The sequence below is a fragment of the Streptomyces sp. NPDC053755 genome (assembly GCF_040677675.1).
GTDB lineage: Bacteria > Actinomycetota > Actinomycetes > Streptomycetales > Streptomycetaceae > Streptomyces.
Genome location: NZ_JBFASK010000035.1, coordinates 20,696 through 38,747 on the forward strand (window position 1 = coordinate 20,696; position 18,052 = coordinate 38,747).

At 70.2% G+C, this 18,052-nt stretch carries 16 protein-coding genes, 2 tRNA genes and 1 pseudogene; 12 read left to right on the plus strand and 7 right to left on the minus strand.

From position 1 onward, the window contains the following. Positions 1-26 precede the first annotated feature (26 nt). Entirely contained in the window at positions 27-662 is a 636-nt protein-coding gene (locus AB0K65_RS26790) for a DsbA family protein (protein ID WP_365720822.1), read from the plus strand. A gap of 141 nt (positions 663-803) precedes the next feature. On the opposite strand, the gene AB0K65_RS26795 is transcribed toward AB0K65_RS26790, so the two are convergent. The 3 genes from AB0K65_RS26795 to AB0K65_RS26805 all read right to left on the minus strand — a co-directional run bounded on the left by AB0K65_RS26795 (position 804) and on the right by AB0K65_RS26805 (position 4,579). After that, positions 804-1,448: a superoxide dismutase gene (locus tag AB0K65_RS26795; RefSeq protein ID WP_365720824.1), complete on the minus strand. Its 645-nt coding sequence runs from the start codon at positions 1,446-1,448 to the stop codon at positions 804-806. A gap of 201 nt (positions 1,449-1,649) precedes the next feature. Next, entirely contained in the window at positions 1,650-3,068 is a 1,419-nt protein-coding gene (locus AB0K65_RS26800) for an amino acid permease (protein ID WP_365720826.1), read from the minus strand. Positions 3,069-3,184: 116 nt separating this feature from the next. Further along, positions 3,185-4,579 (minus strand): amino acid permease, encoded by a 1,395-nt coding sequence (locus AB0K65_RS26805; RefSeq protein WP_365720828.1) that lies wholly within the window; start codon positions 4,577-4,579, stop codon positions 3,185-3,187. A 282-nt stretch (positions 4,580-4,861) separates the two neighbouring features. On the opposite strand from AB0K65_RS26805, the gene AB0K65_RS26810 reads away from it, so the two are divergent. Then, entirely contained in the window at positions 4,862-5,485 is a 624-nt protein-coding gene (locus AB0K65_RS26810; protein ID WP_365720830.1) for a biotin transporter BioY, read from the plus strand. Between the two features lie 163 nt (positions 5,486-5,648). On the opposite strand, the gene AB0K65_RS26815 is transcribed toward AB0K65_RS26810, so the two are convergent. Further along, complete coding sequence (locus tag AB0K65_RS26815; RefSeq protein ID WP_365720832.1) at positions 5,649-7,094, minus strand: amino acid permease; 1,446 nt, start codon at positions 7,092-7,094, stop codon at positions 5,649-5,651. Between the two features lie 185 nt (positions 7,095-7,279). Between AB0K65_RS26815 and AB0K65_RS26820 the strand changes: the two genes are divergently transcribed. Together AB0K65_RS26820 and AB0K65_RS26825 are read left to right on the plus strand one after the other, a co-directional pair. Next, entirely contained in the window at positions 7,280-7,774 is a 495-nt protein-coding gene (locus AB0K65_RS26820; protein WP_365720834.1) for a ribose-5-phosphate isomerase, read from the plus strand. Continuing rightward, the gene (locus tag AB0K65_RS26825; protein ID WP_365720836.1) at positions 7,774-8,583 is read left to right on the plus strand and encodes a DNA-formamidopyrimidine glycosylase family protein; all 810 of its coding nucleotides are present in this window, start codon (positions 7,774-7,776) and stop codon (positions 8,581-8,583) included. Before AB0K65_RS26820 ends, AB0K65_RS26825 begins: the two co-directional genes overlap by 1 nt. 40 nt (positions 8,584-8,623) lie before the next feature. Here the strand turns inward: AB0K65_RS26825 and AB0K65_RS26830 are convergent, their stop codons facing one another. Beyond that, entirely contained in the window at positions 8,624-9,853 is a 1,230-nt protein-coding gene (locus tag AB0K65_RS26830) for a GNAT family N-acetyltransferase (RefSeq protein WP_365720838.1), read from the minus strand. 107 nt (positions 9,854-9,960) lie between these two features. Between AB0K65_RS26830 and AB0K65_RS26835 the strand changes: the two genes are divergently transcribed. From AB0K65_RS26835 to AB0K65_RS26845, 3 genes and pseudogenes are all read left to right on the plus strand, one after another. Further along, entirely contained in the window at positions 9,961-11,106 is a 1,146-nt protein-coding gene (locus tag AB0K65_RS26835) for a PP2C family protein-serine/threonine phosphatase (protein ID WP_365720840.1), read from the plus strand. A gap of 94 nt (positions 11,107-11,200) precedes the next feature. Beyond that, a pseudogene (locus tag AB0K65_RS26840) lies at positions 11,201-11,649 on the plus strand (HD domain-containing protein). A gap of 162 nt (positions 11,650-11,811) precedes the next feature. Further along, on the plus strand, positions 11,812-12,006 hold the full coding sequence (locus tag AB0K65_RS26845; RefSeq protein WP_365720842.1) for a hypothetical protein: 195 nt from the start codon (positions 11,812-11,814) through the stop codon (positions 12,004-12,006). 57 nt (positions 12,007-12,063) lie between these two features. Here the strand turns inward: AB0K65_RS26845 and AB0K65_RS26850 are convergent. Next, positions 12,064-12,137 (minus strand) — tRNA-Gly (locus tag AB0K65_RS26850). A gap of 132 nt (positions 12,138-12,269) precedes the next feature. Between AB0K65_RS26850 and AB0K65_RS26855 the strand changes: the two genes are divergently transcribed. The 5 genes from AB0K65_RS26855 to clpX all read left to right on the plus strand — a co-directional run bounded on the left by AB0K65_RS26855 (position 12,270) and on the right by clpX (position 16,933). Further along, positions 12,270-12,346 (plus strand) — tRNA-Pro (locus AB0K65_RS26855). A 161-nt stretch (positions 12,347-12,507) separates the two neighbouring features. Beyond that, positions 12,508-13,893 carry a trigger factor gene (gene tig, locus AB0K65_RS26860; RefSeq protein WP_365720844.1) on the plus strand — a complete coding sequence of 462 codons (1,386 nt, stop codon included), beginning with the start codon at positions 12,508-12,510 and terminating at the stop codon, positions 13,891-13,893. A 255-nt stretch (positions 13,894-14,148) separates the two neighbouring features. After that, positions 14,149-14,754 carry an ATP-dependent Clp protease proteolytic subunit gene (locus tag AB0K65_RS26865; RefSeq protein WP_365720890.1) on the plus strand — a complete coding sequence of 202 codons (606 nt, stop codon included), beginning with the start codon at positions 14,149-14,151 and terminating at the stop codon, positions 14,752-14,754. A 49-nt stretch (positions 14,755-14,803) separates the two neighbouring features. Next, on the plus strand, positions 14,804-15,481 hold the full coding sequence (locus AB0K65_RS26870) for an ATP-dependent Clp protease proteolytic subunit (RefSeq protein WP_365720846.1): 678 nt from the start codon (positions 14,804-14,806) through the stop codon (positions 15,479-15,481). A gap of 168 nt (positions 15,482-15,649) precedes the next feature. Further along, complete coding sequence (clpX, locus tag AB0K65_RS26875; protein WP_158987286.1) at positions 15,650-16,933, plus strand: ATP-dependent Clp protease ATP-binding subunit ClpX; 1,284 nt, start codon at positions 15,650-15,652, stop codon at positions 16,931-16,933. A 70-nt stretch (positions 16,934-17,003) separates the two neighbouring features. Here the strand turns inward: clpX and AB0K65_RS26880 are convergent, their stop codons facing one another. Beyond that, the gene (locus AB0K65_RS26880; RefSeq protein ID WP_365720849.1) at positions 17,004-17,933 is read right to left on the minus strand and encodes a hypothetical protein; all 930 of its coding nucleotides are present in this window, start codon (positions 17,931-17,933) and stop codon (positions 17,004-17,006) included. Positions 17,934-18,052 lie beyond the last annotated feature (119 nt).

Genomic DNA, 18,052 nt, shown 5'->3' on the forward strand with positions numbered 1-18,052 from the left:
CACACGAGCGATTCACGAGGAGTGACATGTCCGAGAGCAGGACCACCGCCGACTTCTGGTTCGACCCGCTGTGCCCGTGGGCCTGGATGACCTCCCGTTGGATGCTGGAGGTGGAGAAGGTGCGCCCGGTCGACGTCCGCTGGAAGGTCATGAGCCTGGCCGTCCTCAACGAGAACCGCCTCGACGAGCTTCCGGCGGAGTACCGCGACATGCTGGAGACCAAGGCCTGGGGTCCGGTCCGCGTGGTGACGGCGGCCCAGCAGCTGCACGGCGACGAGGTCGTCGGCAAGCTCTACACCGCGCTCGGCACCCGCTTCCACAACAACGGCGAGGGACCCACCCGCGAGGCCATCGCCGCCGCCCTCGCCGACGTGGGCCTGCCGGCCGACCTGGTCGAGTACGCCGACAAGGACACGTACGACAGCGAGCTGCGCGCCTCCCACAAGGAGGGCATCGAGAAGGTCGGCCAGGACGTCGGCACGCCGGTCATCTCCGTCCCGGGCGCGGACGGCGACGAGGTCGCCTTCTTCGGCCCCGTGGTCACGCCCACGCCGCGCGGCGAGGCGGCGGCCCGGCTGTGGGACGGCACGCTGCTCGTCGCCGCGACGCCCGGCTTCTACGAGATCAAGCGCACGCGGACGGCGGGGCCGAGCTTCGAGTAGCCACCCCCGGGCGGGCGCTCCCGCTCCATGGAAGAACCCCCGTGACTCACGTCGTCACGGGGGTTCTCCTTTGATCCGTCCGCACGCGAAGGCTGAGAAGACGATCACGAGCAGGACGACGGGGGTTCCGATCCCGGAGGGTCAGAAGGAGATCAGCGGCACGGAGGTCCGGGCCGCCTGGTAGCGCCTGTTCACGTCCTGCCAGTTGACGACCTGCCACATGGCCTCGATGAAGTCCACCTTCTGGTTCTTGTACTGGAGGTAGAAGGCGTGCTCCCAGGCGTCGAACACGAGGATGGGGACCGAGCCCTGGCCGACGTTGCCCTGGTGGTCGTAGACCTGCTCGACGATCAGGCGGCCGCTGATCGGCTCGTAGGCGAGCACACCCCAGCCGGAGCCCTGGGTGGTCGCGGAGGCCTTGGTCAGCTGCGCCTTGAACTTGGCGAAGGAGCCGAAGGATTCGGTGATCGCGTCCGCGAGCTCACCGACGCCGTCGGCGGCGAGCGGCTCCCCGCCGCCGCCCTCCTTCGGGCTGTTCATGTTGTTCCAGTAGATGCTGTGCAGGATGTGGCCGGAGAGGTGGAACGCGAGGTTCTTCTCCAGGCCGTTGATCGAGCCCCACTGCTCCTTGTCGCGCGCCTCTTCCAGCTGCTCCAGGGTGTCGTTCGCTCCCTTGACGTAAGCGGCGTGGTGCTTGTCGTGGTGCAGCTCGATGATCTGCGGGTTGATCACCGGCTCCAGCGCCGCGTAGTCGTACGGCAGTTCAGGAAGGGTGTAGATCGCCATGTGCCGAGCCTCTCGCCGCCGGTTCTTATTGCAACCTCTATGCAAGTGCAGGCTAGCAGCAGCAGTGCCCGGTGGTGATCAGCCCTTCGCCCTAGGTCTCGCGTCGCACTCCCGGCGGGCGGCGCGGGGGGAGCGCCGGACGCACGCGAAGAGCCCCCGGACGATGCGTCCGGGGGCTCCTGGCCGTACGAGGGGCGCGGGTCAGGCGTCCCGCGGTGCCCGCCCGCGCGCCTTCTGCAGGGTGAATCCGCCGACGGCGAGCAGCAGGGTCAGACCGCCCGTCCAGTACAGCTGCACGCGGGTGCCCTCGTCGCGGGCCATCAGGAAGAAGATCGCCGCCATGCCGACCAGGGCCACCCAGGTCAGTGCCGGGTACGCCCACATCTTCACGACCAGCTTCTCCGGCGCCTCCCGCTCGGTCCTGCGGCGCAGCAGCAGCTGCGAGACGGCGATGAAGAACCAGACGACGAGGATGATCGCGCCGATGGTGTTCAGCAGCCAGACGAAGATGTCGTTCGGCCGCCAGTAGCTGAGCAGCACGCACGTGAAGCCGAAGACCGAGGAGACCAGCACGGCCGGGCGCGGCACGCCGCCGAACGTACGGCCCAGCGCCTTCGGGCCCTGGCCGCGGGCGACCAGCGAGGTGGCCATCCGGGACGCGCCGTAGATGTTGGCGTTCATCGCCGACAGCAGCGCGATCAGGACGACCACGTTCATGATCTGGCCGGCGGCGGGGATGCCCAGGTGGTCGAGGGTCGCGACGTACGGACCCTTCTCGACGACCGCCTTGTCGCCCCACGGGACGAGGGTGACGATGACCGCCATCGAGCCGATGTAGAAGAGCGCGATGCGCCACATCGCCGTACGGACCGCCTTGGCGACGCCCTGGACGGGGTGTTCGGACTCGGCCGCCGCGATGGTGACGGTCTCCAGACCGCCGTAGGCGAAGACGGAGGCGAGCAGTCCGACGATCAGGCCCTCGGAGCCGTTCGGGAAGAACCCGCCCTCGCCGGTGAGGTTCGTCGCGCCGGGGGCCTCCGAGCCGGGCAGGGCGCCGACGATGGCGAGCACGCCGATACCGAGGAAGAGGACGATCGCGCCGACCTTGAGCGCGGCGAACCAGAACTCGAACTCGCCGAAGTTCTTCACGGCCGCCAGGTTGGTGCCGCAGAACACCAGCATGAAGAGGGCCACCCACGCCCACTCCGGGGTGCCGGGGAACCAGCCGGTCATGATCTTCGCGGCGCCGATGCCCTCCAGGCCGACGGCCACGCAGAGCAGGAACCAGAAGGCCCAGCCCGCGGTGAATCCGGCCCACGGGCCGATGGCCCGTTCCGCGTGGACGGAGAAGGAGCCGGAGGCCGGGTTGGCCGCAGACATCTCCCCGAGCATCCGCATCACGAGCATGACGAGCAGCCCGGAGATCGCGTACGCGACGACGATCGAGGGGCCGGCGGCGGCGATGCCCGCCCCCGAGCCGACGAAGAGGCCCGCCCCGATGACGCCCCCGAGGGCGATCATGGAGAGATGGCGCTGCTTGAGGCCGTGGGTGAGGCCGGAGGAGGGGGTCGCGCCGTCGTCCTTGCGGTCGACGGGCGCGGGCGCGGTGGTCCGGGACATGGGCCGCCCTGTTCATTGGCCGGTAGCGGGGGAACGCGCCACAGTCTGGGCGGGGGCACCGCTCACAGGGAACAGATGTCCGCTATACGGGCACGAGCTTCACACAAGGTGAAGATTCACCTCCGCTTCGTGCGCAGCTCCCGCACCCAGGCCACCAGCAGCACGGCCCCGGTGGCGGCGCCCGACCACAGCACCTGCGGCCGCGAGCCCTCGTCGGCCAGCATCAGCACCAGGACGGCTCCCATGGCGGCCAGCGCCGTCCAGGTCAGCCAGGGGAACCCCCACATCCGCAGGGTGAGGGTCCGCGGCGCCTCCCGCTCGATGCGGGGGCGCAGCCTCAGCTGCGAGACCGCGATCAGGGCCCAGACGAAGAGGAGCACGGCCCCCACCGCGTTGAGCATGTAGAGGAACACCGAATCCGGCCACTTCAGATTGAGCAGCACCGAGACGAAGCCGAAGGCGACCGAGGCCAGCACGGCGCGCCGCGGCACCCCTCCGCCCGTGACCTCCAGCAGGCCCCGGGGCGCCTCACCGCGCTCGGCGAGCGAGAAGACCATCCGGGACGAGCCGTACAGGTTCGCGTTGAGCGCCGACAGCAGCGCCACGAACACCACGATGTTCATGATCTGGCCGGCCGCCGGGACCCCGAGCGCGTCCAGGACGGCGACGTAGGGCGACTGCCCCGGCACGATCGAGGCCCACGGCAGAAGGGTCACGATCACCAGCATCGAGCCGACGTAGAAGAGGAGGATCCGCCAGACCGCGCTGCGCACCGCCCGCGCCACGTTGCGCGCCGGGTCGTCCGACTCCGCGGCCGCGATCGTGACGACCTCCAGACCGCCGAAGGCGAAGACGACGGCGAGGACGCCGGAGACCACGCCCTCCCACCCGGCCGGCAGGAGACCGCCCTGTCCCGTCAGGTTCGCCATCCCCACGGGGTCCGTCTCCGGCAGCCATCCCACGATCGCGAGGACGCCGAGGACGAGGAAGAGGACGATCGCCCCGACCTTGAGCGCGGCGAACCAGAACTCGAACTCGCCGAAGTTCCGCACCGCCGCGAGATTGGCGGCGGTGAACACGATCATGAACAGCAGCACCCAGCCCCACTGCGGGATCCCCGGCACCCAGCCGTTGGCGATCCGGGCCGCGCCCGTCGCCTCCACGGCGAGCACCACCACCAGCAGGAACCAGTACAGCCAGCCCACGGAGAAGCCCGCCCACCGGCCGAGCGCCCGCTCGGCGTGCACGGAGAAGGCGCCCGAGGCGGGCATCGCCGCCGACATCTCCCCGAGCATCCGCATGATCAGCAGGGCGAGGACGCCCGCGATCAGGTACGAGAGCACGATGCCGGGCCCGGCGACCGCGATCCCCGCGCCGGAGCCGACGAAGAGGCCGGCGCCGATCACGCCGCCGAGGCCCAGCATCGTCAGATGACGCTGCTTCAGCCCGTGGGACAGGGGCTCCGGTTCGGGAGCGAGGGGCGCCGGGGAGGCGGGTGGTGCTTCGCGCATGAAGGGCTCGTGCTCTCGGAACGTTTTATGGAGACCGCACAGTCTCCCCGCTGAACCTCCGTCGGCGCAAAAGGGACCTCTCGCGCAGCCTTCCCCGTGACAAGCGTCACGCAGCGCGGGGCCGACAGGCAGACCTTTGTGTGATCTCCACGAAACCCTCAACCTCCGCTTTGTCCAGGGCTGATGGTGATCGAGCGTTCACTCCTCGACTACGGTCGAGCTGTCCGTCCTCCCCCCGCCCCGCGGGCGCGGGGGACCCCACCTCACCCCCGCGGAGTACCGATGTCCACCGCCGTCGCCCCCGTCCGTCCCCTGCGCGCCGGCACGGTGCTGGCCGACCTCCTGCCGTCTCCGAGGCTCCTCGCCCGGGGAGGCGCCGCCGGGCGCACCCGCGACCTCGTGCTCGTCGCCGGCGGCGCCGCCCTCACCGGCGTGGCCGCCCAGATCGCCGTCCCGGTCCCCGGATCCCCGGTCCCGGTCTCCGGGCAGACCTTCGCGGCGCTGCTGGTCGGCACGGCCCTCGGCGCCCGCCGCGGCTTCCTCGCCCTGGCCGTGTACACGCTCGTCGGCATGGCGGGCGTGCCGTGGTTCGCGCAGGCCACCTCCGGGTACGGCATGCCGTCCTTCGGCTACCTCCTCGGCATGGTGCTCGCCGCCACCGTGGTGGGCGCCCTCGCCCGGCGCGGAGCCGACCGCTCCGTGCTCCGCACGGCGGGCGCGATGGCGCTCGGCTCCCTGATCGTCTACGCGGTCGGCGTCCCCTACCTGGCCCTCGCCACCGGAATGACGCTGCCGCAGGCGGTCGCCGCGGGCCTGACCCCGTTCCTGATCGGCGACGCCCTTAAGGCGGCCCTCGCGATGGGACTCCTGCCGACCGCGTGGAAGCTCATCGGCCGCAAGGGCTGACCACGACCCAGGCCCGACGACATGGAGAAGCTCTCCGTTCCCGAGGTGATCGGTGTACGGAGAGCTTCTTCGCGTCCCCGCCCCTGACGGGGTCGGTCGGACGGGGACCCGGGGTGCGGGCGGCCGCGCGCCCGCCGGTCGCCGGCCGGCGCGCGGCCTTCGGTCAGCGGGTGATCTCGTCCGCGGAGGCCTTCGCGAACCGGTCCTTGACCAGCGCGATCACCAGCACGAGCGCCGCCACCAGCAGGGAGAGCACGACCTGCTCCCGGGCGCTGCCGCCGTCGTAGATCATGTAGCCGAGGACGAAGACGATCATCGCGATGGTCGCCCAGGTCAGGTACGGGAAGAGCCACATCCGCACGACCAGCTTCTCGGGCGTCTCGCGCAGGATGATCCCGCGCATCCGCAGCTGGGTCACGCAGATGACCAGCCAGACGAAGAGCGCGACCGCGCCGGAGGAGTTCAGCAGGAAGGCGAAGACCGTGTCGGGCCACTGGTAGTTGAAGAAGACCGCGACGAAGCCGAAGACCACCGACGAGAGGATGGCGGCCGTCGGCACGCCCCGCTTGTTGGCCTTGGCGAACGACTTCGGCGCGTCACCGCGCTGCCCGAGCGAGAACGCCATGCGCGAGGCCGTGTAGAGGCCCGAGTTCAGGCAGGACAGGACGGCGGTCAGCACGATCACGTTCATGACCTGGCCGGCGTGCGGGATGCCGATGGAGTCGAGGGCGGCGACGTACGAGCCCTTCTCGACGATCGACTTGTCGTTCCACGGCAGCAGTGTCAGGACGACGAAGATCGAGCCCAGGTAGAAGACGCCGATCCGCCAGATCACGCTGTTGGTGGCCTTGGTGACGGCCTTCTGCGGGTCCTCGGACTCGCCGGCGGCCAGGGTGACGATCTCGCTGCCCATGAAGGAGAAGACGACCATCAGCACACCGGTGAGGATCGCTCCCGCGCCCATCGGGAGGAAGCCCCCGGCGTCGGTGAGGTGCGCGAAGCCCGCGCCCGGGTTGTCCGACCCCGGCAGCACGCCGAAGACCGCGAGGAGACCGACCACGACGAAGGCGGCGATCGCGACGACCTTGATCCCGGCGAACCAGAACTCGAACTCCCCGTAGGAGGAGACGGAGGCGAGGTTGGTCGCGGTCAGCACCACCATGACGATGAGCGCCCAGGCCCACTGCGGGACGGCCGGGATCCACGACTCCAGGATCACCGCGCCGGCGGTCGCCTCGACGGCGAGCACCACGACCCAGAAGAACCAGTACAGCCAGCCGATGGTGAATCCGGCCCAACGTCCCAGCGCCTGGTCGGCGTAGGCCGAGAAGGAGCCGGACGACGGCCGCGCCGCCGCCATCTCGCCGAGCATGCGCATCACGAAGACGACCATGGTGCCGACGAGTGCGTAGGAGAGGAGGATGGCGGGACCGGCCGCGGCGATGCCGGAACCGGAGCCGACGAACAGGCCGGCGCCGATGACACCACCGATGGCGATCATCGAGAGATGGCGGTTCTTGAGACCGGCCTTGAGTCCGTCGGAAGGCTGGGAATCACCGGGGTTACCGGTGGTATTGCCTTCCTTCGCAAGGGTCGGCTGCGTGGTCATGAACGCTTCCTTACGTCTGGGGGGCGCTCGGGTCGCGAGCAACGAGCATTGAAACCCAAGGGCCCGGCTGATCGGAAGAGCCGATTCCGGATCGTTGCGCGAGGGCCGGAGGTCCGGACCGCGGGGGGTGAGGGTCCCGACCCCGCTGACCGCTACCCCGCTCGGGCCATGCCACACTCGGAACCATGCGCGTGTACCTCGGTTCCGACCATGCCGGCTTCGAACTCAAGAACCACCTCGTCGAGTGGCTGAAGGCCCATGGCCACGAGCCCGTCGACTGCGGTCCCCACATCTACGACGCCATCGACGACTACCCGCCGTTCTGCCTGCGTGCCGCCGAGCGGACGGCCGCGGACCCGGACAGCCTGGGCATCGTCATCGGAGGCTCCGGCAACGGGGAGCAGATCGCCGCGAACAAGGTGAAAGGGGTGCGCGCCGCCCTCGCCTGGAGCGAGCAGACCGCCGCCCTCGGCCGCGAGCACAACGACGCCAACGTCGTCTCCATCGGCGGCCGGATGCACACCCGGGAAGAGGCGACCAAGTTCGTCGAGATCTTCCTCGACACCCCGTACTCGGGTGAGGAGCGTCACACCCGCCGCATCGAGATGCTCTCGGCGTACGAGACGACCGGCGAGCTGCCCCCGATCCCGGCCCACCACCCGCAGGAGCCCACCGCCTGATGCCCGAAGGGCACACCATCCACCGACTGGCCGCCGACTACCGGGAACGGTTCGGCGGCCGGTCCGTGCGCGTCTCCAGCCCGCAGGGCAAGTTCGCGGACTCCGCGGCCCTGCTCGACGGCGCGGTCCTCGAGACCACGGAGGCGCACGGCAAGCACCTGTTCCTGGAGTTCCCCGGACAGGAATGGGTGCACATCCACCTCGGCCTCTTCGGCAAGGTGACCTTCGGCGACGCCCCGGCGCCCTCGCCCACCGACACCGTCCGGCTGCGTGTCGCCCACGCCGACGCGTACGTCGACCTGCGCGGTCCCACCACCTGCGCGCTGATCACCGACGGAGAGAAGCGGGCGGTCCACGACCGCCTCGGCCCCGACCCGCTGCGGCCCGGCGACGACCCCGACAAGGCCTGGCGCCGGATCTCGACGTCCCGCACCACGATCGCCGCCCTCCTGATGGACCAGAAGGTCATCGCGGGCGTCGGCAACGTCTACCGCGCCGAGGTCCTCTTCCGCCACGGCATCGACCCCTACCGCGCGGGCAGGGACATCCAGCGCCGCGAGTGGGACGCGATGTGGGCGGACCTCGTGGCACTGATGCGCGAAGGCGTACGCCACAACCGCATCGACACCGTCCGCCCCGAGCACACCCCGGAGTCGATGGGCCGCCCCCCGCGCGTCGACGACCACGGCGGCGAGGTCTACGTCTACCGGCGGGCCCTCATGCCCTGCCACGTCTGCGCCACCGACATCCGCACGGCCGACCTGGCGGCACGCAACCTCTTCTGGTGCCCGACCTGCCAGCAGCGCTGACCCGCCGTCCGGGCGGACGCCGACGCCTACCGGACACGTGCTAGAACCCGTGCGGCAGCCACGGGGCGACCGGTGAACCGAACGCCACGGACGCCTCCACCAGGGCTCCGCCCCGCAGCTCCCGCACCCGCCCGGCCGCCGCGAGCGAGGTCAGGCTCACGCCCCCCAGGTAGGCCGCGCCCAGCTCCCGCACCGAGAGCGCCAGATCCGCCGCCCCCTCCGTACGCGTGCAAGAGGCCCCCTCCGCGTTCCCCGTCAGCCTCCAACGCCCGGCGTTCCAGGGGCAGAACGCGTCCGCCACCTCGAACACCACGTCCACCGGCGCCTGGTACGTCCGCGCCTCCAGCGCCGCCCCCACGTCCACCAGACGCACGTGCAAGCAGTCCCGGCGCACCGGCGCGCAGCGCCGGACGTCGCTCACCAGGTGCTCCCACGCGCTGTCCACGGGCCGGCTGTTGATCCGCACCGACGACGTCAGGTCGATCGAGCACAGGAACCGCCACAGCGCCGCCTCCGCCTGCGGATCCAGCGCCTCCAGGTCCTTCAGCACGACCGTGCCGTCCGCCCCGGCATACGTCCACTCCGGCTTGACCGCGTACAGGGCGTACCCCACGACCTCCCCGTCCCGCTCCGCCAGCACGCACTGCCGCGGCGACGCCCCGTCCCGCTCGCCCGGGGGATCGAGCAGCGGCAGTCGCTCCCACCCCGGCTGCCGCGCCGGCATCCCCGGCCTGGCCGTCACGCGCCGGGCGTAGACCGCCTCGCAGGCCGGGCCCGCCTTCACCGGGTCGGCCCGCCGCAGCGTCACCGCGTCCGTGCCCTCCGGCACCGAGATCCGCACCCGCGTGGTGTCGATCGTCGCCCGCGTCGAGAACGCGGCGATGCCGTAGCCGAAGCGTCCGTAGATCTCCGGCTCCGAGGCCGTCAGCACGGCCAGCGGCTCGCCGCCCGCCCGTACGTCGTCAAGCTGACGCCGCATCATCGAGGTGAGGATCCCGCGCCGCCGGTACGTCGCGTCCACGCTCACCATCGTGACCCCCGCCGCGGGCACGAGGGCCCCGCCGGGAACGGACAGCCGGAAGCTGAACGCCCCCGCCGTCCCCACGCAGCGCTCCCCGTCCCAGACCCCCATCGATCGGTCGAACTCGGTTAGATCCCGCCACAGGGCCACCTCCTCGGGCGACTCGGCCACACCCCCGAACGCGAGCTCCAGCGCGCCGTACCAGTCGTCCCACTCGGCCGGGTCGAGCACCCGCGGTTCCGTCGTCATGTGCCATCGATACCAGCGGCCACGCGCGCGGGGCGACCCGATTTCCCGCGGGATGTCTTCGGGGTCCCCCTGCACGGGGTCCGAGTGGGTGGATAGGGTCCAGGCCAATGGGACGTCGCAGGGGAGTGGACGCGTACGGAGCCCGGATGCGCAGGAGCGCCCACCGGCTCCGCGTCGCGCTGCGCAAGTCCGGTGTCGACTACTTCCGCGGCGACGGCTCCGACTGGGTCGCCCTCGCCGGGCTGCTGCTCACCATCCCCGCGATCACCCTCGGCACCCTCGCCAACCCGGTGTGGTGCGCGCCCGCCGCCCTCGTCCTGCCGATCGTGGCGGGCGGACTGCTGCTGCGCCCCGCGAGCCTGCTCGGCCTGTACGCGGCCGCCGCGGGCGCCCTGATCGTCGAGTCCGTCGTCCTCGGCCCGTACACCGAGGGCCCGGCCCGCGTCACACCCGGCACCGTCCTGGTCGTCGCGGCCTGCGGGCTCTTCGGGCTCCTCATCGCCCAGTTCCGCGCCCGGGTCGGCGTGCCCTGGCGGCGCGGCGGAACCATGCTCTTCGACCTGCGCGAACGGATCCGGGTGCAGAGCGCCCTGCCCCGCCTCCCGCAGGGCTGGCACCGTGAGATGGCGCTCCGCCCGGCCGGCGGGCAGTCCTTCTCCGGCGACTTCGTCGTCGCGGCCCGCACCAACGGCGGCCGCACCCTCGAAGTGCTGCTCACCGACGTCTCGGGCAAGGGCATGGACGCGGGCTCCCGCGCCCTGCTGCTCTCCGGCGCCTTCGGCGGGCTCCTCGGCTCCCTGCCCCCGCACGGCTTCCTCCCGGCCGCCAACGGCTATCTCCTGCGCCAGGACTGGGACGAGGGCTTCGCCACCTCCATCCACCTGGTCCTCGACCTGGAGTCCGGGGACTACGAACTCCTCTCCGCCGGCCATCTGCCCGCACTCCAGCTCCACGCGGGCACCGGCCGGTGGGAGGAGAAGAGCGGCGAGGGCCCCCTCCTCGGCGTCTACGACGGAGCCGAGTTCCATCCGGTCAAGGGCTCCCTGCGGCCCGGTGACGTCCTGATGCTCTTCACCGACGGCCTGGTCGAGGCCGCGGACCGCGACATCGCCGAGGGCATCGACCGCCTGACCGGCGAGGCCGACCGCTACGTCGCCACCGGCTTCGAGGGGGCCGCCTGGCATCTGATCGAGGCCTGCGCCAAGGACGTCAACGACGACCGCGCGCTCCTCCTCATCAGCCGCCGGACCTGAGCCCCCGCCCGCCGCCGGCCCTGAGCGCGCCGCCGTACCCGAAGCCCCGCCCGCCGCCGCCCCGGCGCGGCGCCCTGCCACGTACAGTCGCCGCATGGCGCACCTCACCCTCGCCCAGGTCGAATCCCTCGCCGTCGCGGCCCACGAGGGCCAGACCGACAAGGCCGGACGTCCGTACGCCGAGCACCTGCGGGCGGTCGCCGACGGCGTCCGCGCCCGGGGCGGCAGCGACGAACAGATCGCCGCGGCCTGGCTGCACGACGCCGTCGAGGACGACGCACTCTCGGCCGCCTGGCTGGAGGACGCCGAACTCCCGCGCGCCGTGAAGGACATGGTCCTCGCCCTCACCCGGCGCCCCGGCGAGGCCCCGGAGAGCTACACCCGGCGCGTTCTGGCCACCCCCGGCGCGCTCCTGGTCAAGGAGGCCGACCTCGCCCACAACGCCGACCCGGCCCGCCTCGCCGTCCTCGACGCCGCGACCGGGGCCGTCTGACCGCGAAGTACGCCCGTGTACGGGAGCTTCTCGGACTCTCCGCCCCGTAACGATCAAGACGAAATCTCGCGGGTTGGCTCGATTCGCTCGTCGACGATTGCCCACCGGGCGTTCCGGGGCAGGAAGTTGGTGGCACGATGGGTGCAGCGGGGGTGTTCTGTGACGCGCGCTCCCGGGCGGCAAGGCGGGACCGACCGAGGGTGTGATCAGTTGTGGCCATTTCACTGTCCGTGGTGCTGCTGTTGGCGATCATCATGGTGGTGCTGATCCGCGGCGGAAGCCTGAAGGCCGGCCCGGCCGTCGTCGCGGTGCTCTTCGGCTTCTTCCTTGCCTCCACGGGCATGGCCGACGACATCCAGCGCTTCCTGGACTCGATAACGCAGACGGTCGGCTCGATCAAGTTCTGAGCGGACCCGGAGACGACACCGGCCCGGCCCCTCGAAGGGGGCCGGGCCGGTGTCGTGTGGAGCGGGCGACGGGAATCGAACCCGCGTAGCTAGTTTGGAAGACTAGGGCTCTACCATTGAGCTACGCCCGCACGGATCGCGCCGCAGGTCACTGAGGGCCGCGGCACGGACAGCATCGTAGCGGGTCCCGGGCGGTCCCCGCACACCCCTTCCGCAGGGGGCGTCGCACTGTCTCCTTGCCTGTACCCTACGTGTCGCACCGACGGGGTGTGGCGCAGCTTGGTAGCGCGTCCGCTTTGGGAGCGGAAGGCCGTGGGTTCAAATCCCGCCACCCCGACCACCAAGATCACGGAACACAAGATCGCGTTGTGGGCCGCCTCCCGCTTGCGGTTACTATGCAAGCTGCGTGCCCGTGTGTCTCTCTGACCGGGCCGATCGGCCGGAACCGCCCCCGCGCGGCATCGGCAGAATCCAAGAATCAGCCACCAAGGAGACCGAACCGTGAAGAGCGCCGTGGAGACCCTGAACCCGACTCGGGTTCGGCTCACTGTCGAGGTGCCCTTCGAGGAGCTCAAGGACAGCCTCGACGCGGCGTACAAGAAGATCAACCAGCAGGTCACGGTCAAGGGCTTCCGTAAGGGCAAGATCCCGGCGCGCGTGATCGACCAGCGGTTCGGCCGTGGTGCTGTGCTGGAGGAGGCCGTCAACGACGCCCTCCCGAAGTTCTACACCGAGGCCGTCAACGAGGCCGAGGTCAACCCGCTGGGTCAGCCCGAGGTCGACATCACGGAGCTGAAGGACGGCGAGCTGCTGGCCTTCACCGCCGAGGTCGACATCCGTCCGGCGATCGAGATCCCGGACTACTCCGGCATCGAGATCACCGTCGACGCGGTCGAGGTCACCGACGAGGACGTCGAGAAGTCCGTGCAGCAGCTGCGCGAGCGCTTCGCCTCCACCAACCCGGTCGAGCGCGCCGCCGCCGAGGGTGACGTCGTCACCATCGACCTCGAGGCCAAGGTCGACGGTGAGGTCCTGCCCGACGGTGTCGCCGAGGGCGTGTCGTACACCATCGGTTCCGGCGAGCTCCTCGACGGCATCGACGAGGCCGTCACCGGCCTGGAGGCCGGCGGCGAGGCCACCTTCACCTCGCAGCTGAAGGGCGGCTCCGCCGAGGGCAAGGACGCCGAGGTCTCCGTCAAGGTCACCGCCGTCGCCGCCCGTGAGCTCCCCGAGCTGGACGACGACTTCGCGCAGATGGCGTCGGAGTTCGACACCCTCGACGAGCTCAAGGCCGACAGCCGCAAGCGCCTCGAGAACATGAAGCAGTTCGACCAGGCCACCCAGGCCCAGGAGCGCGTCCTCGACGAGCTGCTGAAGCTGGCGGAGGTCCCGATCCCCGAGAAGCTCCTCGAGGACGAGATCAACACCCGCAAGCACAACCTGGAGCACCACCAGCTCGGCCAGATGGGCCTCACCCTCGAGAAGTACCTGGAGATCCAGGGCAAGACCGAGGAGGAGTTCCTGGCGGAGACCAAGGAGCAGGCCGAGAAGGGCATCAAGACGCAGTTCGTCCTCGACGAGCTCGTCAACAAGGAGAAGCTCAACGTCAGCCAGGAGGAGCTCACCGAGCACCTCATGCGCCGCGCCGCCTCCTCCGGCATGAGCCCCGACCAGTTCGCCCAGGCGGTCGTCGAGGGCGGCCAGGTGCCGATGCTCGTCGGCGAGGTCGCCCGCGGCAAGGCCCTCGCGGTCGTCGTCGAGGCCGCCAAGGTCGTCGACACCAACGGTGAGACCGTGGACCTCGAGGACGACGAGGACGAGGCCGCCACGGACGCGGTCGAGGCCGCCGCCGGCGAGACCGAGGCCGACGAGAAGAACGAGGCCTGAGCCTCGCGCTGAACCGGTCCACGGGCCCGGACGCACTGCGGTGCGCCCGGGCCCGTGACCGTATGCGGTACGAACGCGCGGACGCCCCAACTACCTTGCGCTCCCAGCGAACAGTTCGGGAAGCGGGATGGCGTTGTCCGACCTGCGCGTTAGGGTCCATGAATACGAGGGCAGGGTCGTACCCGCCCCCAGTACGAGAGACGCTGAGACGGCCGGAGCCGTCAGAGACGAGCAGGTGGATACGTGACGAATCTGATGCCTTACGCCGCGGGTGAGCCGTCCATCGGTGGCGGCCTCGGCGACCATGTCTACAACCGGCTGCTCGGCGAGCGCATCATCTTCCTCGGCCAGCAGGTCGACGACGAGATCGCCAACAAGATCACCGCGCAGATGCTGCTCCTTGCCGCCGACCCGGACAAGGACATCTTCCTGTACATCAACAGCCCCGGTGGCTCGGTGACGGCCGGCATGGCCATCTACGACACCATGCAGTACATCCCCAACGACGTCGTGACCATCGGTATGGGCATGGCGGCCTCGATGGGCCAGTTCCTGCTCACCGGCGGCGCCTCCGGCAAGCGCTTCGCGCTGCCGAACACCGACATCCTGATGCACCAGGGCTCCGCCGGCATCGGTGGCACCGCCTCGGACATCAAGATCCAGGCCGAGTACCTCCTTCGCACGAAGAAGCGCATGGCCGAGATCACCGCGCTGCATTCCGGCCAGACCGTCGAGGCCATCATCCGCGACGGCGACCGCGACCGCTGGTTCACCGCGGAAGAGGCCAAGGACTACGGCCTCATCGACGAGATCATCTCTGCCGCTTCGGGCGTTCCGGGCGGCGGCGGCACGGGCGCCTGAGCGCCCGCGGCCCTTCCGCACCGACCCCAGCCCGCTGAACGCCACCAGGATGGTGAACACCCCAATGACCCCGAACTTCTCCGCGAGCGGCCTCTACACCGGCCCCCAGGTGGACAACCGGTACGTCGTCCCGCGCTTCGTCGAGCGCACCTCGCAGGGCGTGCGCGAGTACGACCCGTACGCGAAGCTCTTCGAGGAGCGCGTGATCTTCCTCGGCGTGCAGATCGACGACGCGTCGGCCAACGACGTCATGGCGCAGCTGCTGTGCCTGGAGTCGATGGACCCCGACCGTGACATCTCGATCTACATCAACAGCCCCGGCGGCTCCTTCACCGCGCTGACGGCGATCTACGACACGATGCAGTTCGTGAAGCCCGACATCCAGACGGTCTGCATGGGCCAGGCGGCCTCCGCCGCGGCCGTGCTGCTCGCCGCCGGCACCCCCGGCAAGCGGATGGCCCTGCCGAACGCCCGCGTGCTGATCCACCAGCCCTCCGGCGGCACCGGCCGTGAGCAGCTCTCCGACCTGGAGATCGCGGCCAACGAGATCCTCCGGATGCGCACGCAGCTCGAGGACATGCTGGCCAAGCACTCGTCGACGCCGATCGAGAAGATCCGCGACGACATCGAGCGCGACAAGATCCTGACCGCCGAGGACGCCCTGGCGTACGGCCTCGTCGACCAGATCGTCTCGACCCGCAAGAGCACGGCCGCCGCGGCAGCCTGACGCTCGACCTTCCCTCGGCACGGGGAGCATGCAGGCGATCATGGCGCATTCCCGTCCATGTGAACCGTGCCAAGGGGGGCCCGAACGGGGGGCCCGGCAAGGTACCGTCGAATATGAGGCACCAGGAGTCGCTGAACCAGGCGCTCCCAGGCGAAGGGGAAGCACCTCGTGGCACGCATCGGTGATGGCGGCGACCTGCTCAAGTGCTCGTTCTGCGGAAAGAGCCAGAAGCAGGTGAAGAAGCTCATCGCAGGACCCGGTGTGTACATCTGCGATGAGTGCATCGACCTCTGCAACGAGATCATCGAGGAGGAGCTCGCCGAGACGAGCGAGGTGCGGTGGGAGGAACTCCCCAAGCCCCGCGAGATCTACGAGTTCCTCGAGGGGTACGTCGTCGGGCAGGAGCCCGCGAAGAAGGCCCTCTCGGTCGCGGTGTACAACCACTACAAGCGCGTCCAGGCCGGCGAGAACGGCGGCGGGGCGGGCCGTGACGACGCCATCGAACTGGCGAAGTCCAACATCCTGCTGCTGGGGCCCACGGGCTCCGGCAAGACGCTGCTGGCGCAGACGCTGGCCCGGATGCTCAACGTCCCGTTCGCCATCGCCGACGCGACGGCGCTGACGGAGGCCGGCTATGTCGGCGAGGACGTCGAGAACATCCTCCTCAAGCTGATCCAGGCGGCCGACTACGACGTCAAGAAGGCCGAGACCGGGATCATCTACATCGACGAGATCGACAAGGTCGCCCGGAAGAGCGAAAACCCGTCGATCACGCGCGATGTCTCCGGTGAGGGCGTCCAGCAGGCGCTGCTGAAGATCCTGGAGGGCACCACCGCCTCCGTACCGCCCCAGGGCGGCCGGAAGCACCCGCACCAGGAGTTCATCCAGATCGACACGACGAACGTGCTCTTCATCGTGGGCGGCGCCTTCGCCGGCCTGGAGAAGATCATCGAGTCGCGGGCGGGCGCCAAGGGCATCGGCTTCGGGGCGACCATCCGCTCCAAGCGCGAGATCGAGGCGAGCGACCAGTTCCAGGAGGTCATGCCCGAGGACCTCGTGAAGTTCGGGATGATCCCGGAGTTCATCGGCCGCCTCCCGGTCATCACCTCGGTCCACAACCTCGACCGCGAGGCCCTGCTCAAGATCCTCGTCGAGCCGCGCAACGCGCTGGTCAAGCAGTACCAGCGCCTGTTCGAACTCGACGGCGTGGAGCTGGACTTCGACCGCCCGGCCCTGGAGGCCATCGCCGACCAGGCGATCCTGCGCGGTACGGGCGCGCGTGGCCTGCGGGCCATCATGGAAGAGGTCCTGATGTCGGTGATGTACGAGGTCCCGTCCCGCAAGGACGTGGCCCGCGTGGTCATCACGGCGGACGTGGTGCGCAACAACGTGAACCCGACGCTGGTGCCGCGGATCGTGAAGAACGACGGCAGGCACGAGAAGTCGGCCTGAGGCCCACGGCACGTACGACGGAGGGGGTCCCGCCCGGGCGGGACCCCCTCCGTCGTACGCGGTGCGTCGGTCAGAGCTTGACGCGGACCTCCTTGCGGAGCTTGGCGGTGATCGCGGCGGCCTCCTCCGCCGTGCCCGCCTTGCCCGTGGCCATGGAGGCCATGTCCATCGGCGTCACGAAGCCCACGGTGCTGTGGTCGGCCCACACGCAGAACGTCATCGTGAACGCCGGCGTGGAGGTGGCGGCGTTCGCCTCCGACTTGGCCTGCTGGCACTTGAGCACGGCGCCGTCGAGCTCCGCCGGCTCGTACTCCTGCGGACTGCCCACCAGCTTCGGCTCGTCGGCCTTGCCCTGGTCCTTCTCGGCCTCCGCCTTGATGTTGGCGAAGACGTTGTCGATCGTCTTCTCGGGGTCCGCGATCTCGCCGTAGAGGCCGCTGAACGAGATGATCTTCGTGGCGAGCGGGTTGGAGGTGTCCTTGACCTGGTAACCCGCGCCGACGTTCTTGGCGTTCTTGACGCCGTTCTGCTCGGCGTCCTTGAGGGAGTTCTTGTCGGCCCCGGCGCCCGGCTGCTTCTTGTACTCGCCGAGCACGGTCTCCGGGGTGATCAGCTTGTGCGGGCCGTCGTCGGCGACCGACGACGCGCCCCCGCCCGCGGTGAAGTACCAGGCGCCGCCGGCCACCACGGCGAGTGCCACGACCACGGCGCCGACGATCAGGCCGGTCTTCTTCTTCGGGCCGCCGGGCGGGGGCGGCGGGTAGGCACCGGGGGCCTGGCCGTACGGGGGCTGCTGGGGAGGCTGGCCGTACGGGCCCGGCTGCTGGGGGTAGCCGTACGGCTGCTGCGGGGGAACGCCCTGCGGAGCCTGCTGCGGGTAGCCGTAGCCGGGCTGCGGCGCTTGCGGCGGCTGGCCGTAGGGACCGGGCTGGCCCGGCTGGCCGTACGGCCCGGGCTGCTGGGGCTGACCGCCGTACGGGCCCGGCTGGTTGTAGCTCATGGACAGGTTCCCCTCACAGGATGTTGACGCGTAACGAACATCCTGTCCGAAGCCGGGCCCCGCAGGGGCGGCGGGGTCCACACCGTTACCGAACAATCGAGTTTCGGCAGCACCCCGCC